Consider the following 16,452-nt stretch of genomic DNA (forward strand, 5'->3'; position numbering starts at 1 on the left):
ATCGGGACATGGCCGTTGAAGCTTTTGGGGTGGTTGGTCGCTCCAGGGGGTGAGTGGCCGGATCGGGGGACATGGGGCTGCAACCCCCAGCCACGTCCGCCCTACCTCTCACTATGGCGGCGGGCTGCTAACAGTGGCTGGTGATTCGCATGCTGTGGATGCGGTCGAAGAACGCGGCGTCGAACGACCCGGCGGCGAACCACCAGTGCCACACGTTCTTGACGGTACCCTTGACGAACTTGGGGTCACCGCCGTGATGGACGGGCCCGAGGACGATGCCGTTGCTGTCCAGGAGGTTCACCCACCTCAGCCACGCATCGCTGTCGCTGCTGACGATCGTCGCTTCGAACGAAGCGCCACCGTTGCGTCTGAGAGTCCATTTCGCGTTGTCCATCGTGCAGTCGCCTGCCTGGATGCGACCCCAGGTGAACCAGCAGGAATCCGCTCCGGTGCAGGTGGCCGCGCGGTGGTGGACGCCGTCGTCCCGGCCGAGGCCGGCGTGGCGAAGACGGTCCCGATCGTGAGCACGAGCCCTGCCACGAAAAGCGACATCCGACGTACTTCGGTCGTCATTCTTCCTCCCCGATAATCGTCGATCCGTGCCGGTCCGCCATCCGTCGTGAAAGAACCGGTGAGCAAAGCTGACTCGCGGGGGACCGCGGTCAGGATCACTCAGGTGCGGCAACAGGGGCGGCCGATAGGGCCATGACCGGCACCCTCTCGTCCCCAAAGGCGGTGAAAGTACCGGTCATCCCCCGTCCCCGGCCGAATTCCCCTCGCCGCGCCGGGAAATTGTCGGGGCCGCCCGTTAACGTCCCCGGCATGACCATCGTCGAAGAGCACCGGACCGAGATCCGCGTGCAGGACACCGTTTATCGCATCGAGGTCGCCGCCCGTGAGGGTGGCGGCGCGGCCGGGGAAGACCGCTGGGTGACCGTAATGGTCGGCGGAGCCGGACCGCAGGAGGAGCCTGTCGCCGAAGGCAGGCTCGATATCGACGCCGAAGCCGTACCGGCCTTGGCGACTGTCCTTTCCGACACGCTGCTGGCGTTCGCCGGGCGGGGCAACGGCCGTCGAAGATCGGCGGATCGCCCCGCTCATCAGGGCCTGCCGTGGTCCGATGAGCTCGACGCGGAACTGGAAAGCCGTTGGCTGGCCGGGGAAAGCGTCGAGGAGATCGCGCGGCGGTTCGAACGGACACCGGGCGGGATCCGGGCCCGGCTGCCGAGGGTCGGCTGCGACCCGGAGCGCCGTGGCGCGTACCTTCCGATCCCGCCGAGCCGGCGGGAGGTGAATGAGCTCGCCTGAACCCGGGCGGCCGCGAGGGCCGGCAGGCTCTCGCGGCCGCCGTCAGTCCACTGTGGACGCTGTGGACGAGGTGCCGCGATTCGCCCGCGCCGCCATCTCCTGGAGGTGGCCGATCAGTTCCGGCGGTTCGTGCACGGTGAATTCGCAGCCGAGCCCGAGGATCCGGAACGCGAGCCAGTCCAAGGTGTCCGTGCCCGCGTGGAAAACACAGGTCTCGTCGTCGATCGGTTCCAGGTCGCCGAAACCCTCGCCGATCGCGGGGGCGACCCGCTTGATCGGCGCGTACAAGGTCACGCGTGCGCTGTAGGTGGGGAGGAGGCTGTACATCCTCTCGGTGACATAGGCCGCCACGTCCTTCGCGGGTGGCTGCCTCGGGGTGGCACGGCCACCGGTCGCCCGCGGTTCCGAGACGCGGTCCGCGCGGAAGATCCGCCAGTCTTCCCGGTCGAGGTCGTAGCCGAGCAGGTACCAGCGGCGTCCGGCGGAGACGAGCCGGTGTGGTTCCACGTGCCGCCGGGATTCGGTTCCGTCACCGGTGCGATAGGTGAACCGGGTTCGCTCGGTGTTGGCGATCGCGCCGGCGAAGACGGTGAGGTGTTCCGGATCCACCGCGGGTCCGGTGCCGGGCAGCGGCACGGTCGCGGCGCCCAGCGTGCCGACGCGATAACGGAGCCGCGAGGGCAGCACCTGCTCGAGTTTCGCCAGCGCGCGCACCGAAGACTCCTCGATACCCGAGATCGCCTGCCCGGCGGCGCCACGGAGACCGACCGCGATCGCGACGGCTTCCTCGTCGTCTAGCAGCAGCGGCGGCATCGCCGTGCCGGCGCCCAGCCGGTAACCGCCCTCGGAACCTCGCGTCGCTTCGACGGGGTAGCCGAGCTCACGCAGCCGGTCGATGTCGCGCCGGATGGTCCGCGGGCTGACCTCCAGCCGTTCCGCGAGCTCGCTGCCCGGCCACTCACGCGGGGTCTGCAGGAGTGACAGCAGGCTGAGCAGTCGGGCGGGGGTGTCGGTCATGCGGTCAAGGATGCCCGCACGAGGGCCCGTATCGGGTGAGCCACACGACTTTGTTTGATTGAACTTGCATGGGAGTGCATAATCATGCGTATGACGGTGAAGATCGCGGTGGCCGGAGCCAGCGGGTACGCGGGCGGCGAACTCCTGCGCCTGCTGCTGACCCATCCCGAAATCCAGATCGGCGCGCTGACCGCGGCCAGCTCCGCGGGGACGCCGCTGATCCAGCACCAGCCACACCTCGCACCACTGGCGGACCGTGTCCTGCTGGAGACGACCCCCGAAACCCTCGCCGGACACGACGTCGTCTTTCTCGCCCTGCCGCACGGCCACTCCGGCGCCATCGCCGCGCAGCTGGGCCCGGACGTCCTGGTGGTCGACCTCGGCGCGGACCACCGCCTGTCCGACGCGGCCGACTGGCAGCGCTGGTACGGCGGGGACCACGCCGGGCAGTGGCCGTACGGGCTTCCCGAACTCCCCGGCGCCCGAGAGCGCCTCACCGGGACCAAGCGCATCGCGGTCCCCGGCTGCTTCCCGACCGGTGGCTCGATCGCCCTCGCCCCGGCCCTCGCCGCGGGTCTGGTCGAGCCGGAGGTCAACGTCGTCGCCGTCACCGGGACCTCCGGCGCGGGCAAGAGCCTGAAGCCGAACCTCCTCGGTTCGGAGGTGATGGGTTCGGCCACCGCGTACGGCGTCGGCGGCGCCCACCGGCACACCCCCGAATTCGCGCAGAACCTGTCGGCGGTCTCGGGCGAGCGGGTCAAGGTCTCGTTCACTCCCGTGCTGGCCCCGATGCCGCGCGGGATCCTCACCACCGCGAGCGCCCCGCTGAAGACCGACCTGGACGCCGACAGCGCCCGCGAGGTCTACGAGAAGGCGTACGCCACCGAGCCGTTCGTCCAGCTGCTGCCCGCGGGTCAGTGGCCGTCTTCGGCTTCGGTCGTCGGCTCGAACAACGTCCAGCTGCAGGTCACCGTCGACGCCGACACCCGGCGCCTGATCGTGGTCGCGGCCATCGACAACCTGACCAAGGGCACCGCGGGAGGCGCCGTCCAGTCGATGAACATCGCACTGGGCCTCCCGGAATCCACCGGACTACCGACCGTAGGAGTCGCTCCGTGACCGTCACCCAGCCGAAGGGATTCCGTGCCGCGGGCGTCGCCGCCGGGATCAAGGCCGAGGGCAAGCTCGACCTCGCGCTGGTCGTCAACGACGGGCCGTTGCAGGTCGCGGCCGGCGTGTTCACGCGCAACGTGATCAAGGCCGCGCCCGTCCTGTGGTCGCAAGAGGTGCTCAAGCAGCAGCGCCTGAAGGCCGTCGTCCTCAACTCCGGCGGCGCGAACGCCGCCACCGGCCCCGGCGGTTTCCAGGACACCCACCAGACCGCCGAGAAGGCCGCCGGGCTCTTCGAAGCCGGTGCGATCGAGGTCGCGGTCTGCTCGACCGGCCTGATCGGTGAGCGGCTGCCGATGGACGCGCTGCTTTCCGGCGTGGACACCGCCTTCGGAAGACTCGCCACCGGCGCCGAGGCCGGTCTCAATGCCGCCACCGCGGTCATGACCACCGACAGCAAGCCGAAACAGGCGGCCGCGGAACACGAAAGCGGCTGGAGCGTCGGCGGGTTCGCGAAGGGCGCGGGCATGCTCGCCCCGAATCTCGCGACGATGCTCTCCGTCCTCACCACCGACGCGGTCGTCTCGCCCGAAGTCCTGGACAAGGCTCTGCGCGCCGCCACCGGCGTGACCTTCGACAGGCTCGACGTCGACGGCGGGACTTCCACCAACGACACGGTGCTCGTCCTCGCGTCCGGCGCCAGCGGCGTCGAACCGACCGAGGCCGAACTGACCGAACTGCTCACCACGGTCAGCCTCGACCTCGTGCTGCAACTGCGCGCGGACTCCGAAGGCGCGACCAAGTACGTCGACGTCACGGTCGCCGGCGCGGCGAGCGAGGCCGACGCCATCGCCGTCGGCCGCACGATCGCCGAGGACAACCTGGTCAAGACCGCGCTGTTCGGTTCGGATCCGAACTGGGGCCGCATCGCCATGGCGCTGGGCCGGGTGCCCGTGAAGATCGATCCGGAGAAGGTCGCCATCGCGATCAACGGCGTCACCCTGTTCGCGAACGGCACTCCCGCGGCGGACCGCTCCGAGGCGGATCTCTCGGGTCGTGACATCCAGATCGTCGTCGACCTCGGCCTCGGCGAAGGCGGGGCGACGATCTACACGACCGATCTCTCGCACGCGTACGTCGAAGAGAACAGCGCGTACTCGTCATGAGCCCTTCCGAATTCACCGTCCCCGCGGACGAGCGGCTCGCGACGGCCGCCGAAAAGGCCGCGATCCTCATCGAAGCCCTGCCTTGGTTGCAGCGCTTCCACGGCGCGACCGTCGTGGTCAAGTACGGCGGCAACGCCATGATCGACGAGAGCCTCAAACAGGCCTTCGCCGAGGACATGGTCTTCCTGCGCATGGCCGGGCTGCGCCCCGTGGTGGTGCACGGTGGTGGCCCGCAGATCACCGCGATGCTCAACCGGCTCGGCGTCGAAGGCGAGTTCAAGGGCGGCCTGCGGGTCACCACGCCCGAGACGATGGACATCGTCCGCATGGTGCTGACCGGCCAGGTCAGCCGCGAATTGGTCGGCCTGATCAACGCGCACGGCCCGTACGCGGTCGGGATCTCCGGCGAGGACGCGCGGCTGTTCATCGCCGAGCGCAAACAGGCCACTGTGGACGGTGTGCCGGTCGACCTCGGGCTCGTCGGCGAGGTTTCCGAGGTCAACCCGGACGCGGTGCTCGACATCGTGAACGCGGGCCGGATCCCGGTGGTGTCCACCGTGGCCCCGGACGTCGACGGCGTGGTGCACAACATCAACGCCGACACCGCCGCCGGCGCGCTGGCGGCAGCGCTGGGCGCGGAGAAGCTCGTCGTGCTCACCGACGTCGAAGGCCTCTACGCCAACTGGCCGGACCGCGGTTCGCTGGTGGACCGGATCCGCGTGGACCGCCTCGAAACCCTGCTGCCGGGCCTCGCCAGCGGCATGATCCCGAAGATGGAGGCCTGCGTGCGAGCCATCCGCGGCGGCGTCCGGCGCGCGCATGTGATCGACGGCCGCATCGCCCATTCGGTGCTGCTGGAGGTCTTCACCTCTCGCGGCATCGGTACCATGGTCTTCCCCGAAACGGAGCTCCCGTGACCTCCTTCCAGTCCAATGTAGACGGCCAGGAGCGCTGGACGTCGTCCCTGATGGACAACTACGGCACCCCGGCGCTGACCCTGGTCCGCGGCGAGGGTGCGAAGGTCTGGGACGCCGACGGCAAGCCGTACGTCGATCTGCTGGGCGGGATCGCGGTCAACGCGCTGGGGCACGCGCATCCCGCCGTGGTCGCCGCGGTCACCGAACAGGTCGCGAAACTCGGGCACACCTCGAACCTCTACGTGAACCCGGTCGCCGTCGAATTGGCCGAAACCCTCCTGGACGTCGCGGGACTGTCCGGCAACGCGAAAGTCCTGTTCGTCAACTCCGGCGCGGAGGCCAACGAAGCCGCGCTGAAGATCAGCAGGCTCACCGGACGGACCAAGATCGTCGCCTGTGAGGGTGCCTTCCACGGCCGAACCATGGGTGCCTTGTCGCTGACCGGGCAGCCGTCGAAACGGGACGCGTTCGCGCCGCTGGTCCCGGGCGTCACCCATGTTCCCTATGGTGACGTCGACGCGCTTCGCGCCGCGGTGGACACCGAAACCGCGGCGGTGTTCCTCGAGCCGATCCTCGGGGAGGCGGGTGTCGTACCGGCGCCGGACGGCTACCTCCAGGCCGCGCGGGAGATCACCAAGGCGACCGGGACCCTGCTGGTCCTCGACGAGGTGCAGACCGGCATCGGCCGCACCGGCGCGTGGTTCGCCTTCCAGCACACCGGCATCGTCCCGGACGTCATCACACTGGCGAAGGGGCTCGGCGGTGGTCTGCCGATCGGCGCGGTCATCGGCGTCGGAGAGGCGGGGGAGCTGATGAAGCCGGGGCAGCACGGAACCACCTTCGGCGGCAACCCGATCTGCTGCGCCGCCGGGCTCGCCGTGCTCAAGACCATCGCCGAAGACAACCTGAACGACCACGTTTCCGCTCTGGGCAAGGACATCGCCTCCCGCGTCGAGGAGCTCGGCCATCCGCTGGTGGCCGGGGTCCGCGGTGCCGGGCTGCTGCTCGGCATCGCGTTGCGCGAACCGATCTCGGCCACGGTCGCCAAGGCCGCGCAGGACGCGGGATACCTGGTCAACCCGATCGCCCCGGACACCATCCGGCTGGCACCGCCGCTGATCCTGAGTGCCGACGAGGCCGCGGGATTCCTCGAAGCCCTTCCCGGGGCGCTCGATTCCACCACCACCTAGGACAGAGACCACGCATGCTGCGCAACTTCCTCCGTGACGACGATCTCAGCCCCGCCGAACAGGCCGAGATCCTGGACCTCGCCGACCAGCTGAAAGCAGAGCCCTTGGGCTCCCGCGCGTTGGAGGGCAAGTCCGTCGCGGCGATCTTCGAGAAGAACTCCACCCGGACCCGGTTCTCCTTCGAAGTGGGCATCGCCCAGCTCGGCGGTAACCCGGTCATCGTCGACGGACGCTCCATGCAGCTCGGCCGCGAAGAGACCATCGAGGACACCTCGCGGGTCCTGTCGCGGTACCTGGACGCGATCGTCTGGCGGACCTTCGCCCAGAAGCGCATCGACGCGATGGCGTCGGCGGCGAGCATCCCGGTGATCAACGCGCTCACCGACGAGTTCCACCCGTGCCAGGTGCTCACCGATCTGATGACCATCCGCGAGCGCAAGGGCAAGCTCGCCGGGCTCACCCTGGTCTACCTCGGCGACGGCGCCAACAACATGGCGCATTCGCTGCTGCTGGGCGGGACCACGGCCGGGATGCACGTCCGCGTCGTCTCGCCGGAGGGCTTCCAGCCCGATCAGCAGGTCATGCTCGACGCCAAGCACCGATCGAGTGAAACCGGCGGCAGCACCACGGTCTTCACCGATCCGTACGCCGCCGTCGAAGGCGCGGACGTCGTCGTCACCGACACCTGGACCTCGATGGGCCAGGAGAACGACGGCCTCGATCGCGTCGGCCCGTTCCGTGAGCTGCAGGTCAACGCCGCGCTGATGCGCCGCGCCGCGGACGAGGCGATCGTGCTGCACTGCCTGCCCGCGCACCGCGGCTGGGAGATCACCGACGAGGTCATCGACGGACCGGCGAGCGCGGTCTGGGACGAGGCCGAGAACCGGCTGCACGCGCAGAAGGCGCTCCTGGTGTGGCTCCTGGGCAAGGAGGCATCGTGAGACACACTGGCGAAGCCTCGCTCGCGGATGCCGACCGGGTGCGGGTGTCCCGCGCCGGCACAGGGAAGCGACGATGACCGGCAGCCGAGTCACCCGGCAGGCACGGATCACCGAACTCGTGTCCACGATGGCCATCCGCAGCCAGACGGAGCTCGCGAAGCTCCTGGCGGCGGAAGGGATCGACGTCACCCAGGCGACGCTGTCGCGGGACCTCGACGAACTGGGCGCGGTGAAGCTCCGTGGTGCCGATTCCGGCGCGCCGGTGTACGTCATCCCGGAGGACGGCAGTCCGGTACGCGGGGTGCAGGGTGGCACGTCCCGGCTTTCGCGGTTGCTCGCCGAACTGCTCGTTTCGGCGGACTCGTCCGGGAACCTGACGGTACTGCGCACCCCGCCGGGCGCGGCGCAGTTCCTGGCCAGCGCCATCGACAGGGCGGCGCTGGAGGAGGTCGTCGGTTCGATCGCCGGCGACGACACGGTCGCGGTGATCGCGAGGGAACCATTGTCCGGCAAAGACCTGGCCGAGCGCTTCATGGCGCTGGCCCGACGGTCGTCCACAGTGGACGGCGGTGAGGAGACCGAGGGTGACGCCTGACGGGTTCGCCTTCCCGGATGACCCGGAGAAGCTGGTCATCACCTTCGACGAAGGTGTGCCGGTGGCCATCGACGGGGAGACCGTGACGCTACTGGAGGCCTTCCAGCAGCTGAACCGACGTGTCGGCGCCTTCGGGCTCAGAGGACGCGAGATCTACGAAAGCCCAGGCGCGCTCGCACTGGTCACCGCCCACGACGAACTGCGAAAGGTCAGTTCCGGGCGGGTGTCCGGCGAAGTCCGCCTGGTCTTGCACCGCGGGAACGCGGTCGTGAACTCGGCGCGCGACGAGCGGGCGCTGTACGACTTCACCACAGGCGCTACCTTCGACCGGTCAGTCGCCTGAAAATAACCAAAGAATTCGAGGAGTGTCGTGAGCGGGAATGAGCAGCCGGTGCAGCTGTGGGGCGGCCGGTTCGCCAGCGGGCCGGCGGAGGCGATGGCGGCGCTGAGCGCGTCGACCCATTTCGACTGGCGGCTGGCGCCGTACGACATCGCCGGGTCGCGGGCCCACGCGCGAGTGCTGCGGAAGGCGGGGCTGCTCACCGATGACGAGCTGACCGGCATGCTCGCCGCGCTGGACACCCTCGCGCAGGACGTCGAGTCGGGCGCGTTCACGCCGACCGTCGCCGACGAGGACGTCCACACCGCGCTCGAACGCGGTCTGCTGGAACGGGCGGGCACCGAACTCGGGGGCAAGCTGCGGGCGGGGCGGTCGCGCAACGACCAGGTCGCGACGCTGTTCCGGATGTGGCTGCGCGACGCCGCCCGCCGGGTGGTCACGGGAACCCTCGGGGTCGTGGACGCGCTCGTTTCGCAGGCGAAGCGGCACCCGGACGTGATCCTTCCTGGTCGCACGCACCTGCAGCACGCCCAGCCTGTCCTGCTGGCGCACCACCTGCTCGCGCACGGCCAGTCGCTGTTGCGCGACGTCACCCGGCTGCGTGACTGGGACGCTCGCACCGCCGAGTCGCCGTATGGCTCCGGCGCGCTCGCGGGTTCCTCGCTCGGGCTCGACCCCGAGGCCGTCGCCGCGGAACTGGGCTTCGACACCAGCGTCGAAAACTCCATCGACGGCACCGCCTCGCGGGATTTCGTCGCCGAGTTCGCCTTCGACGTCGCGATGCTCGCGGTCGATCTGTCCAGGATCGCCGAAGAGGTGATCATCTGGAACACCGCCGAATTCGGCTACGTCACCCTCGACGACGCCTGGGCGACCGGCAGTTCGATCATGCCGCAGAAGAAGAACCCGGACGTCGCCGAGCTCACGCGCGGCAAGGCCGGGCGGCTCATCGGCAACCTGACCGGTCTGCTCGCGACGCTCAAGGCGCAGCCGCTCGCGTACAACCGTGACCTGCAGGAGGACAAGGAGCCGGTCTTCGACTCCGTCGAGCAGCTGGAACTGCTGTTCCCGGCGATCGCGGGCATGCTCGAGACGCTGACCTTCCACACCGACCGGCTCGCCGAACTGGCGCCCGCCGGCTTCACCCTCGCCACGGACATCGCCGAATGGCTGGTGCGCCAGGGCGTTCCGTTCCGTGTCGCGCACGAAGCGGCGGGGGAGAGCGTCCGCGTCGCCGAAGCCCGCGGTGTCGGCCTGGACGAACTGACCGACGAAGAGTTCGAGAAGATCAACCCGGCGCTGACGGCCGCCGTGCGCGAGGTGCTGACCGTCGAGGGGTCGGTGAGTTCGCGCAACGCTCGTGGCGGTACCGCTCCGGAGCGCGTCGCCGAGCAGCGGGAGCGGCTGGTCGCGCGGGTCGCCGAACACCGCGCCTGGCTGAGCTAGAAGTACATGAAGGCCCCCTTCCTTGGCGCCTAGGTACAGGAAGGGGGCCTTCATGTACTTCAGGGGAGCCTCGTCTCAAGCCCGTCGAGGACGCAGCCGAGACCGCGCTCGAAGTCGTCGTCGTTGGTCTCGCCCGGTTTCCGGTTTCGCTGTGCCGCGTAGAGCTTCTTCAGCCGCGGGTGGTCCTGCACCGCTTGCTCGGCCGCGGGCCACAGACGGTCTTTCCATTCCTGCTCGCTCTGCCCGCTCCGCTTGAGCGTCGTGAGCCACGCCGCTTCACTGGTGGCTCTCCCGACGACGAACGCAATGACCGTGTTCCACGCCAGATCGGCGTCGTCCAGCGAAAATCCGGCGTCTTCGAACAGAGCCAGCGCCGCTTCCGACAGCTTCAGGACGTTCGGCCCCAGATACGCCACCCCCGCCTCGCCGAGCAGTGAGCCGATCCAGGGATGGCGGAGGAACACCGAACGCAGATCGTGCGCGAACCTCGTCGTCGCCGTTCGCCACGGACCCGGCTCCGGGAGCGCGACCTCGCCGTAGACCTCGTCGACGACCAGTTCGGACAGCTCGTCCTTGCCGGCCACATGCGTGTACATCGACGCGGCGGCCACGTCGAGCCGGGCTCCGAGCTTTCGCATGCTCAGCGCGTCTATTCCTTCGGCGTCGAGAAGTTCGATCGCCGCCGAGACGATTTGCTCCCGGCTCAGCGACGGCCGCTCGCGCTTGCGTTTCGGGGGACGCACCCACACCGACATCCGGATTCCCTTCGTTTCCGTACAGTGTTCAGTATGACTAACAGTGTACGGAATTCCTTCGACCATGCCCACTGGCAATCCCGCCTCGACGACCTGCGGGCCGAACACCACGTACCGGGAGCGACCCTCGCGGTGCTGAAGGACGGTGAGATCCACGAGCTCGCGAGCGGGATCCTGCATCGGGGGACCGGAGTGGAGGCGACCACCGACTCGGTCTTCCAGCTCGGCTCGATCGCGAAGGTCTACACGGCTTCGCTGGTGATGGGGCTCGCCGAGGAAGGGCGGCTGGATCTCGACGCGCCGGTCGTCGAGGTGCTCCCGGAGTTCGCGACGGTCGATCCGGACACGACGAAGACGATCACCGCCCGGCAGCTGCTCAGTCACACCGGCGGGCTCACCTGCGACTTCCTCGAAGACACCGGACGCGGCGACGACTGTCTCGCCAAGTACGTCGACGCGGCGAGGGGAGTGGCACTCGACTGCCCGCCGGGGACGGCCGCGTCCTACAGCAGCGTCGGGTACAACGTGCTCGGCCGGATCGTCGAGGTACTCACCGGCCGGACCTGGGACGATGCCCTGCGGGCACGGATCGCCACCCCGCTCGGGCTCACCGAGACCATGACCCTGCCCGAAGAGGCCCTGCGCTTTCGCGTCGCGATGGGGCACCTCGGGAAGGACCCGGAGCCGACCGCGGCCTGGGATCTCCTGCCGCGTTCCGCCGGACCGTACGGTCGCGTTCTGGCCACGGCCGGCGACGTGGTGCGCTTCGCGCGCATGCTGCTGGACGGCACCGCTGCCGATGGCACTCGCGTGCTCGCGGAGGAGACGGTGACCGCGATGCGGCGGCGCGAGGTCGAGGTACCCGACAAATGGACGCTCGGTTCCGACGGCTGGGGCCTCGGTCTGTCGACCTACGACTGGAACGGCGTCGCGGGCTTCGGGCACAACGGGTCGTCGATCGGGCAGCGCTCGTACCTGCGGGTGGTGCCGGAGGCGGGATTCGCTTTCGCGTTGCTGACGAATCACGGCACGACCGATCGGCTGTACAGCGGACTGTCACGGGAACTGCTCGATGAACTCGCCGGGGTCCGGCTGCCCGCCGATTTCGCTCCGCCGCCGTCACCGCCTTCGGTGGACGTCGCGCCTTTCGCGGGTACCTATCGCCGCGAAGGCGTCATCATCACCGTCACCGAGAAGGACGGGAGGCTGCACTTCGTCTATGAGTTCGCTGATGGCCTCGAAGGCATCGCACCGCCGATCGAGGCGGATCTGGTGCCGGTGTCGGACAACGTCTTCGCCGGGATGAACTCGATGTTCGGCGACGACTGGATGCCGGTGCTGTTCACGAAACTGCCCGATGGCACCGCTTGCTGCTACACCAGCATGCGAGTGGCGCCGAAGACCGGGTAGCTACTTCTTCGCGGTCTTCCGGAGCTTCGCGCGCACCGCAAGGGTCGCGACCGGGCCGAGTCCTTCGAGGACGTCGACCAGGACAGCCAGTTGCCCCAGCGCCGCCAATGCCTGCTCGGCACCTTCCGGATCGACCGTCTCGAACAAGGTCAGGCCGAGGAAACTGGCGGAGACCGCGCGGGCGAGCCCCTCGGTCTCCGCCAGTTCGAGCACCGGTGAACCGGTCAGGACGCGGTCGAGGGCGCTTTGCACTTCGCGAACCCATTTGTCGAGCGCCTGCCGGGTCGCCTCGGCCAGCCGTCCGCCGGCCTGGGCACCGGCGAGCGTCTGGGCGAGGACCGTCATGTTCCCCTCGGCCCGTTCCTCCGTGTGGATGGTCCGGCCCAGTGCCAGCAGTTCGCCCAGCGTGCTCACTTCGGCGAACCGATCACGGTAATGGGAGACGCGGCTTTCGGTCGCCGTCACGCAGGCCTGTGCGAGCAACTCCTCGACACTGCCGAAGTGGTAGAAGATCAGTGCCTGATTGGTGCCCGCCGCCGCGGCGACGGTCCTGGCCGAGACCGCGGTGATGCCGCTGGTGCGGATCGTCTCCAGCGCGCCGTCGATCAACCGCTGTTTCGTGCTGGGCCCGTTCATCAGTCCAGGACCTTCTCACGCAACGGCTTCACCGCCCCGCTCACCCCCGCCCGCAGGTCGACGAACCGTGCCTCGAACGCGCCCCGGTAGCCGAACAGCGGGCCGAACCGCCGGTTCGTCACCCGGATCTCGATCCGGAACAAGCCGCTCTCCTCGTCGAACCACTCGTCGACCTCGGCCACACCGGCGGCGGTTCGCGGCACCACGCACCGAATCGGGCCTTCGCGGAGCCGGAACTCCTCCGAACGGAGGTGGAAGCCACCGTCGGGCCGCACCGTCAGCTCGAGATCGACGGCGAGGTGCTGGTGTGTTCCCAGGTAGTCGACGATCGTCCCCCGCTCGGCGCTGTAGATCATCTGCGCGTCGAACCGCCGCCGTCTCCCGGGGAGTTCGAAGGTTCGGACGAACGAGACCGTTTCCCTGCCGAGGGAATCGACGTACGGGTAGTTCTCGATGGTGAAGGGGACGTTGGTGCCCCGTTCGGGGAACAGGATGTGCCTCGACGTGCCCAGCCGCAGGAACGGTGCGGTGAACGCGGCTCCGCGCCAGATCTCGTCCATCACGCCGACGCCGATCATGCCGACCCCGTTCTCCGTGCTCAGCGACAGTCGTTCGCGCATGCGGGGATGCAGCGACGCGAACTGCTCGCCCAGTGCCTCTCGGAAGATCATGCCTGCTCCAGGGTGTCGAGAACGCGAGATGCGACGCCGTCCTTGTCCAGCCGCGGGCGACGGCGGCAGCGGCTCGCCGTGGGCGAGAGCAAGGCAAGTTCCTCCGGCGGGGCACCGGTTTCGAGCCAAAGCCGGAGCCTGTCGAACGACCAAGCCGTCATCCACCCGAAAAGCGGCCGGAACAGCAGATCGGCGAACGTGCCGAAGACACCCCACCGGGTGAGGTAGTCGAAGCCGGTGACGAAGCGGACGCCGTCGTCGGTCGGGGTATAGCGCCAGTACCCCGAACCGGACCTGATGAGGGACAGCGGATCCGCGGAGGCGAACCGCAAAGCCGACGTCCTGCCGCCGTCGGGCCGCTCGCTCTCCCCGGCGTGTGTCCCGGTCCCGCTGATGACGAATCCCAGGAACTTCGTCGCGTAGTGGAACCGTCCCGGTGAACCCGCCATCGGCTCGATCCTCGCGAAGCGAAGATCCCATCGTTCATGCAGATCCGGCTCCTGCGTGTACCGCCACAGCGTTTCGAGGTCCGTGTGGATCACCGTTTCGACGTACAGCGCTCTCCGGCTCATCTAGCTTCCCCTCCAGTTGAGCGACCGCTCAACAACACTGTAGACGAGGTTTGAGCGATCGCTCAATATCGAATCTGTCGGGGCCCGCGGTTAAGGTCGAGGCGTGCGGAACGTGGCGACCGGGAGACAGTTCACCCGGCGGGAACTGGCGCTGGATCCGGTCGAGCTGTCGACGCTCCTGCTCGGGGCGGTGATCGAGGCGACCGGTTCCGACGGCGCGGTCGCCGTCCGCCTGGTGGAGGTCGAGGCCTATCGCGGCCTCGACGATCCCGCGTCGCACTGCTATCGCGGCAAAACCCCGCGCAACGAGGTCATGTGGGGGCCCGCGGGGCATCTGTACGTGTACTTCGTCTACGGCATGCACTTCTGCGCGAACGTCGTCGGCACCGAAGACGGGCAGCCGGGTGCCGTGTTGCTGCGGGCCGGAGAGGTGGTGTCCGGCGCGGACATCGCCCGGGCGCGCAGGCCGTCCGCACGAGGCAACGGCGAGCTCGCCAAAGGCCCGGCCATCCTCACTTCGGTGCTCGGCATCGCCCGGGCGGAGAACGGCGTCGATCTGACCGACCCCGCCTCACCCGTCCGGCTGTTCACCGGCGACCGCGTCCCCGAAGCGGACATCCGCACCGGGCCGCGCGTCGGCGTCGCGATGGCGATGGACACGCCGTGGCGGTTCTGGATCGACGGCTCTCCGGCTGTCTCGACCTATCGCCGGGGTGGCAAGCGACGGGCGGCGGCCCCCGGCCGATAGTCGGTTGACCTGGTGCGGGAGGATCTACAGGCGTGAGCGAGCACATCCTTGACGAGCTGACCTGGCGCGGCCTGATCGCGCAATCCACCGACACCGACGCACTGCGGCGAGACCTCGACCAAGGACCCCTCACGCTCTATTGCGGATTCGACCCGACCGCGCCGAGCCTGCACGCCGGCAACCTGGTCCCGCTGCTGATGCTCTCGCGCTTTCAGCGAGCCGGACACCGGCCGATCGTGCTGGCGGGCGTCGCCACCGGGATGATCGGCGACCCGCGCGACACCGGTGAGCGCACCCTGAACACGGTGGACACCGTCTCCGAGTGGGCCGACCGGATCCGCGGCCAGCTGGAGCGGTTCGTCGACTTCGACGGCTCGCCGACCGGCGCGGTCATCGAGAACAATCTGGACTGGACCGCGAAGCAGAGCGTGGTCGAGTTCCTGCGCGACGTCGGCAAGCACTTCCCGGTCAACATGATGCTGAACCGGGAGACGGTGAAGCGCCGCCTCGAAACCGACGGCATCTCCTACACCGAGTTCAGCTACCTGCTGCTGCAGTCGCAGGACTACCTGCACCTGTACCGCGAGTATGGCTGCAAGCTGCAGATCGGCGGCTCCGACCAGTGGGGCAACCTCGTCGGCGGGGTCGACCTGATCCGCCGGACCGACGGCGGGCAAGCCCACGCGCTGACCGCGCCGCTGGTCACCGACTCTGACGGCCGCAAGTTCGGGAAGTCCACCGGTGGCGGCAGCGTCTGGCTCGACCCGGAGATGACCTCGCCGTACGCGTGGTTCCAGTACTTCCTCAACGTCGCCGACGCCGACGTCATCCGCTACCTGAAGATGTTCTCCTTCCTCGGCCAGGAGGAGATCGCGGTGCTGGCCGAGGACACCGAACAGCGTCCTCACTTGCGGTCCGCGCAGCGGAAGCTGGCGGAGGACTTCACGACTCTGGTGCACGGCGAAGCGGCGACCCGGCAGGTCATCGCCGCGAGCCAGGCGCTGTTCGGCAGGGGAGAGCTGCGTGAGCTCGACTCGCCGACCCTCGACGCCGCCATGGCCGAGGTGCCCAACGGCAAGATCGACCCGAACGGCGAGTCGACGATCGTCGACCTGCTGATCGCCGCAGGGCTCGTCGACAGCAAGGGCGCCGCCCGCCGCACCGTCAAGGAAGGCGGCGCGTACGTCAACAACACGAAGATCGCCGACGAGGAGTGGAAGCCGTCCGCGGACGACGCTCTGCACGGCCGCTGGCTCGTGGTCCGCAAGGGCAAGCGCAACGTCGCCGGCGTGCGCGTCGGGGGCTGATCGCGGCCCCGACCCGAAACAGGGGCCTTGACCTGCGGAAACGCGGTTAAGGTACCCCCCTGTTTCGGGCACCTGCGGGCCATGTAAAGTTCTCCAAGTCGCCAGGGAAACCGGGTGGCCGACCGGGACACGAACCAAGCTCTCACTTCAGGTGATTGAGTGGGTGTTCCACCAAAGCCAAGAAATGACTGCTTCGGATAAGGCCGCGTGTGTGGTGTGATTCGGGGTGTGTTGCTTGAGAACTCAACAGTGTGCTAGTGAACTAAGCCAGTAGAGCTTATGTATTTGAACCTCGTTTTGGGGTTCCTTTGAGAGCAAGAAAA

The 16,452-nt window shown here is 68.6% G+C and carries 17 protein-coding genes and 1 pseudogene; 12 read left to right on the forward strand and 6 right to left on the reverse strand.

Annotated elements, in window-relative coordinates; genetic code table 11:
• Window positions 1–127: 127 nt before the first annotated feature.
• Window positions 128–394, reverse strand: coding sequence for a DUF6294 family protein (locus ACZ6DT_RS14475; protein ID WP_465593920.1), 267 nt, complete (start codon window positions 392–394; stop codon window positions 128–130).
• 428 nt (window positions 395–822) lie between these two features.
• On the opposite strand from ACZ6DT_RS14475, the gene ACZ6DT_RS14480 reads away from it, so the two are divergent.
• Window positions 823–1,308, forward strand: coding sequence for a helix-turn-helix domain containing protein (locus tag ACZ6DT_RS14480; RefSeq protein ID WP_465593923.1), 486 nt, complete (start codon window positions 823–825; stop codon window positions 1,306–1,308).
• A 42-nt stretch (window positions 1,309–1,350) separates the two neighbouring features.
• Here ACZ6DT_RS14480 and ACZ6DT_RS14485 read toward each other — a convergent pair whose 3' ends face one another.
• Window positions 1,351–2,325, reverse strand: coding sequence for a helix-turn-helix transcriptional regulator (locus ACZ6DT_RS14485; protein WP_465593926.1), 975 nt, complete (start codon window positions 2,323–2,325; stop codon window positions 1,351–1,353).
• A 90-nt stretch (window positions 2,326–2,415) separates the two neighbouring features.
• On the opposite strand from ACZ6DT_RS14485, the gene argC reads away from it, so the two are divergent.
• The 8 genes and pseudogenes from argC (at window position 2,416) to argH (ending at window position 10,030) form a co-directional block, all read left to right on the forward strand.
• Window positions 2,416–3,444, forward strand: coding sequence for an N-acetyl-gamma-glutamyl-phosphate reductase (gene argC / locus ACZ6DT_RS14490; protein ID WP_465593929.1), 1,029 nt, complete (start codon window positions 2,416–2,418; stop codon window positions 3,442–3,444).
• Window positions 3,441–4,601, forward strand: coding sequence for a bifunctional glutamate N-acetyltransferase/amino-acid acetyltransferase ArgJ (gene argJ, locus ACZ6DT_RS14495; RefSeq protein ID WP_465593932.1), 1,161 nt, complete (start codon window positions 3,441–3,443; stop codon window positions 4,599–4,601). Before argC ends, argJ begins: the two co-directional genes overlap by 4 nt.
• Window positions 4,598–5,518, forward strand: coding sequence for an acetylglutamate kinase (gene argB, locus ACZ6DT_RS14500; RefSeq protein WP_465593935.1), 921 nt, complete (start codon window positions 4,598–4,600; stop codon window positions 5,516–5,518). The genes argJ and argB overlap by 4 nt, the downstream gene beginning before the upstream one ends.
• Window positions 5,515–6,708, forward strand: coding sequence for an acetylornithine transaminase (locus ACZ6DT_RS14505; protein ID WP_465593937.1), 1,194 nt, complete (start codon window positions 5,515–5,517; stop codon window positions 6,706–6,708). The genes argB and ACZ6DT_RS14505 overlap by 4 nt, the downstream gene beginning before the upstream one ends.
• A gap of 14 nt (window positions 6,709–6,722) precedes the next feature.
• A complete protein-coding gene (gene argF / locus ACZ6DT_RS14510; protein WP_465593940.1) occupies window positions 6,723–7,649 on the forward strand; it encodes an ornithine carbamoyltransferase in 927 nt (308 codons plus the stop codon).
• A 70-nt stretch (window positions 7,650–7,719) separates the two neighbouring features.
• Window positions 7,720–8,244: pseudogene (locus tag ACZ6DT_RS14515) on the forward strand (arginine repressor); the annotation flags it as partial.
• A complete protein-coding gene (locus ACZ6DT_RS14520; RefSeq protein WP_465593943.1) occupies window positions 8,234–8,587 on the forward strand; it encodes an argininosuccinate synthase in 354 nt (117 codons plus the stop codon). The pseudogene ACZ6DT_RS14515 and the gene ACZ6DT_RS14520, both read left to right, overlap by 11 nt.
• 27 nt (window positions 8,588–8,614) lie before the next feature.
• Window positions 8,615–10,030: an argininosuccinate lyase gene (gene argH / locus ACZ6DT_RS14525; RefSeq protein WP_465593946.1), complete on the forward strand. Its 1,416-nt coding sequence runs from the start codon at window positions 8,615–8,617 to the stop codon at window positions 10,028–10,030.
• Between the two features lie 59 nt (window positions 10,031–10,089).
• On the opposite strand, the gene ACZ6DT_RS14530 is transcribed toward argH, so the two are convergent.
• On the reverse strand, window positions 10,090–10,785 hold the full coding sequence (locus tag ACZ6DT_RS14530) for a TetR/AcrR family transcriptional regulator (RefSeq protein WP_465593949.1): 696 nt from the start codon (window positions 10,783–10,785) through the stop codon (window positions 10,090–10,092).
• Window positions 10,786–10,818: 33 nt separating this feature from the next.
• Here ACZ6DT_RS14530 and ACZ6DT_RS14535 point away from each other — a divergent pair, with 33 nt between their 5' ends.
• Complete coding sequence (locus tag ACZ6DT_RS14535) at window positions 10,819–12,195, forward strand: serine hydrolase domain-containing protein (protein WP_465593952.1); 1,377 nt, start codon at window positions 10,819–10,821, stop codon at window positions 12,193–12,195.
• On the opposite strand, the gene ACZ6DT_RS14540 is transcribed toward ACZ6DT_RS14535, so the two are convergent.
• The 3 genes from ACZ6DT_RS14540 to ACZ6DT_RS14550 are packed head-to-tail and all read right to left on the reverse strand — an operon-like array spanning window position 12,196 to window position 14,074.
• Complete coding sequence (locus ACZ6DT_RS14540; protein ID WP_465593955.1) at window positions 12,196–12,831, reverse strand: TetR/AcrR family transcriptional regulator; 636 nt, start codon at window positions 12,829–12,831, stop codon at window positions 12,196–12,198. It abuts the gene before it with no gap.
• Window positions 12,831–13,502 (reverse strand): DUF4166 domain-containing protein, encoded by a 672-nt coding sequence (locus ACZ6DT_RS14545; protein ID WP_465593958.1) that lies wholly within the window; start codon window positions 13,500–13,502, stop codon window positions 12,831–12,833. Before ACZ6DT_RS14545 ends, ACZ6DT_RS14540 begins: the two co-directional genes overlap by 1 nt.
• Window positions 13,499–14,074 carry a hypothetical protein gene (locus tag ACZ6DT_RS14550; protein ID WP_465593961.1) on the reverse strand — a complete coding sequence of 192 codons (576 nt, stop codon included), beginning with the start codon at window positions 14,072–14,074 and terminating at the stop codon, window positions 13,499–13,501. The genes ACZ6DT_RS14545 and ACZ6DT_RS14550 overlap by 4 nt, the downstream gene beginning before the upstream one ends.
• A gap of 112 nt (window positions 14,075–14,186) precedes the next feature.
• Here ACZ6DT_RS14550 and ACZ6DT_RS14555 point away from each other — a divergent pair, with 112 nt between their 5' ends.
• Together ACZ6DT_RS14555 and tyrS are read left to right on the forward strand one after the other, a co-directional pair.
• A complete protein-coding gene (locus tag ACZ6DT_RS14555) occupies window positions 14,187–14,822 on the forward strand; it encodes a DNA-3-methyladenine glycosylase (RefSeq protein ID WP_465594010.1) in 636 nt (211 codons plus the stop codon).
• A 32-nt stretch (window positions 14,823–14,854) separates the two neighbouring features.
• The gene (gene tyrS, locus ACZ6DT_RS14560; protein ID WP_465593964.1) at window positions 14,855–16,129 is read left to right on the forward strand and encodes a tyrosine--tRNA ligase; all 1,275 of its coding nucleotides are present in this window, start codon (window positions 14,855–14,857) and stop codon (window positions 16,127–16,129) included.
• Window positions 16,130–16,452: the final 323 nt, after the last annotated feature.

The organism is Amycolatopsis sp. NPDC041971 (genome assembly GCF_055588925.1).

What these genes read in the sequence shown, in the direction of transcription:
- argF (WP_465593940.1), top strand. Translation starts at nt 6,723, where the DNA reads ATGCTGCGCAACTTCCTCCGTGACGACGATCTCAGCCCCGCCGAACAG.
- ACZ6DT_RS14550 (WP_465593961.1), bottom strand. Translation starts at nt 14,074, where the DNA reads ATGAGCCGGAGAGCGCTGTACGTCGAAACGGTGATCCACACGGACCTC.
- ACZ6DT_RS14530 (WP_465593949.1), bottom strand. Translation starts at nt 10,785, where the DNA reads ATGTCGGTGTGGGTGCGTCCCCCGAAACGCAAGCGCGAGCGGCCGTCG.
- argB (WP_465593935.1), top strand. Translation starts at nt 4,598, where the DNA reads ATGAGCCCTTCCGAATTCACCGTCCCCGCGGACGAGCGGCTCGCGACG.
- ACZ6DT_RS14485 (WP_465593926.1), bottom strand. Translation starts at nt 2,325, where the DNA reads ATGACCGACACCCCCGCCCGACTGCTCAGCCTGCTGTCACTCCTGCAG.
- ACZ6DT_RS14540 (WP_465593955.1), bottom strand. Translation starts at nt 12,831, where the DNA reads ATGAACGGGCCCAGCACGAAACAGCGGTTGATCGACGGCGCGCTGGAG.
- ACZ6DT_RS14480 (WP_465593923.1), top strand. Translation starts at nt 823, where the DNA reads ATGACCATCGTCGAAGAGCACCGGACCGAGATCCGCGTGCAGGACACC.
- ACZ6DT_RS14545 (WP_465593958.1), bottom strand. Translation starts at nt 13,502, where the DNA reads ATGATCTTCCGAGAGGCACTGGGCGAGCAGTTCGCGTCGCTGCATCCC.
- ACZ6DT_RS14475 (WP_465593920.1), bottom strand. Translation starts at nt 394, where the DNA reads ATGGACAACGCGAAATGGACTCTCAGACGCAACGGTGGCGCTTCGTTC.
- argC (WP_465593929.1), top strand. Translation starts at nt 2,416, where the DNA reads ATGACGGTGAAGATCGCGGTGGCCGGAGCCAGCGGGTACGCGGGCGGC.
- ACZ6DT_RS14535 (WP_465593952.1), top strand. Translation starts at nt 10,819, where the DNA reads ATGACTAACAGTGTACGGAATTCCTTCGACCATGCCCACTGGCAATCC.